Source organism: Propioniciclava sp., from assembly GCF_036744435.1.
GTDB lineage: Bacteria > Actinomycetota > Actinomycetes > Propionibacteriales > Propionibacteriaceae > Propioniciclava.
Genome location: NZ_DAIOIA010000216.1, coordinates 1 through 2,271, shown reverse-complemented (window position 1 = coordinate 2,271; position 2,271 = coordinate 1). Strand labels below are relative to the sequence as shown.

The window sequence follows — 2,271 nt, the reverse complement described above, 5'->3', positions numbered from 1 at the left end:
TGCGCGGTGACGCGGTGAGCCTGTCCCCAGCCCAGCAGGGCCCGACGTGACGAGCCCGATCCGCTGGCCCACACCAGCGGGACGCCGCGACGTAGGGAGTCCTCGAGCGGCTCGACGACGGTGCGACCGGGCGAACCCGAGGACGCATCGAACGGCTGAGGGATCACAAGCGGCGAGTGTACCGGCGCCGCCTCGCCGGGCCCGATCCCGGCGGCCTGCCGTAGGCTGACCGACCATGGGCAACCCGTTCGATCCGACCCGGTGGCGCGCCGTCGAGGGCTTTGATTTCACCGACATCACCTACCACCGCGCGGTGGACCACCACGGCGCCGACCTGCCGGCCGTCCGGGTGGCGTTCGACCGGCCAGAAGTCCGCAACGCCTTCCGCCCGCACACCGTCGATGAGCTCTACCGGGCCCTGGATCATGCCCGCATGACCTCCGATGTGGGCACGGTGATCCTCACCGGCAACGGCCCCTCCGCCAAGGACGGCGGCTGGGCGTTCTGCTCCGGGGGCGACCAGCGCGTCCGCGGGCGCGACGGCTACCGGTATGAGACCGTCGGCGCCGACGCGTCCGCCGACCCGGCCACCCGCCGCGAGCAGATCGACCCGGCACGCGCGGGACGCCTGCACATCCTGGAGGTGCAGCGCCTGATCCGCACCATGCCGAAGGTCGTGGTCTGCGTGGTCAGCGGCTGGGCCGCGGGCGGTGGGCATTCCCTCAACGTGGTGTGCGACCTCTCGATCGCGTCCCGGCAGCACGCCCGGTTCATGCAGACCGACGCCAACGTGGGCAGCTTCGACGCGGGCTACGGCTCGTCGCTGCTGGCCCGCCAGGCCGGGGACAAGCGGGCGCGCGAGATCTTCTTCCTGGCCCGGGAGTACTCCGCGGAGGACGCCGAACGGTGGGGGGTGGTCAACGAGGTCGCCGACCACGACGACATCGAGACCCTCGCCCTGGAGTACGCGGCGATCATCGCCACCAAGTCCCCCCAGGCGATCCGGATGCTGAAGTACGCCTTCAACCTGGCCGACGACGGCCTGGCCGGGCAACAGGTGTTCGCCGGGGAGGCGACCCGGATGGCCTACATGACCGCCGAGGCCCAAGAGGGCCGGGACGCGTTCGTGGAGCGCCGCGACCCCGACTGGGCCGACTACCCCTACTACTACTGACATGTTCGCCCCGTCCTGGGGTGGCGGCGGCACCGGCGCGGAAGCGGTCGCCGCGCTCTACACGCACCTGAGCGCGCAGCTCCGTGCCCGGGAGTCGCACCCGCGGCATCGGGCCCCCACCTTGCTGATGGCGCCCGATGCGCCCGCCTACGCCGACGCGCTAACCCGGCTGCGGGAAGCCGACAGCGACGCGGAGGTCATCATCGCCACGTCGGGTTCCACGGACGGCCGCGGGCACCTGGTCGGGCTCACCCTGGACGCCCTGGTCGCGTCGGCGTCCGCGACGCTGGCGCGCCTGGGCGGGCCCTGCCAGTGGGTGACCTCCCTGCCGATCCACGGCGTCGCCGGATTCCAGGTTGTGCTGCGCAGCGCGCTGGCCGTTCTCCCCCCGGTGGTCTACGCCCCCGCGTCCGGCTTCGACGCCGCCTTGTTCGAGGCGGCCGTCGACGCGCTGACCCCGGGCCGGGCGGCGCTCTCGCTGGTTCCCACCCAACTGCACGCCGCCCTCGCCGCGGGCACCGAGGCGCTGTCCCGGTTCGACGCCGTGCTCGTCGGCGGGGCCGCCCTGCCTCCCGACCTGGCCGCCCGCGCGCGGGCCGCCGGGGTGCGGGTGGTGCGCACCTACGGCTCCACCGAGACGGCGGGCGGCTGCGTCTACGACGGCGTCCCGCTCGACGGGGTGAGCGTGCGCATCCACGTCGACGGCGATGCCGCGCCTCCGGCGAAGGCGCCGCCGGAGGCCGGGTTCGCTGGCGCGGAGCCCGCACAGGTGGGTCGCGTCCTGCTCGCGGGGCCCACGCTGGCGCTCGGCTACCTCGACGCGCCCGCGGACGCCCAGCCGTTCGTCTGGCAGGGCGGCCGCCGCTGGCTCGTCACCCCCGATCTGGGGATCCTGCGCGAAGGCCGCCTCGAGGTGTCCGGGCGCGCCGACGACGTCCTGCTCAGCGGTGGCACCAACGTCTCCCCCCTCGTGGTGGAGGCGGCACTCAGCACGCTGGGCGGGGAATGGCTCGTCGTCGGGCTGCCCGACCCGCACTGGGGGCAGCGCGTCACTGCCCTCACCACCGACCCCGACGTCCACCTGGACGCGGCCCGCG

At 74.1% G+C, this 2,271-nt stretch carries 2 protein-coding genes; both read left to right on the top strand.

Features of this window, described 5'->3' with window-relative positions:
• Nucleotides 1-235 precede the first annotated feature (235 nt).
• Entirely contained in the window at nt 236-1,174 is a 939-nt protein-coding gene (locus tag V7E09_RS15315) for a 1,4-dihydroxy-2-naphthoyl-CoA synthase (protein ID WP_324511474.1), read from the top strand.
• 1 nt (nt 1,175) lies between these two features.
• On the top strand, nt 1,176-2,271 hold a 1,096-nt coding region (locus tag V7E09_RS15310), incomplete at its 3' end, for an AMP-binding protein (protein ID WP_324523699.1).

What these genes read in the sequence shown, in the direction of transcription:
- V7E09_RS15315 (WP_324511474.1), top strand. Translation starts at nt 236, where the DNA reads ATGGGCAACCCGTTCGATCCGACCCGGTGGCGCGCCGTCGAGGGCTTT.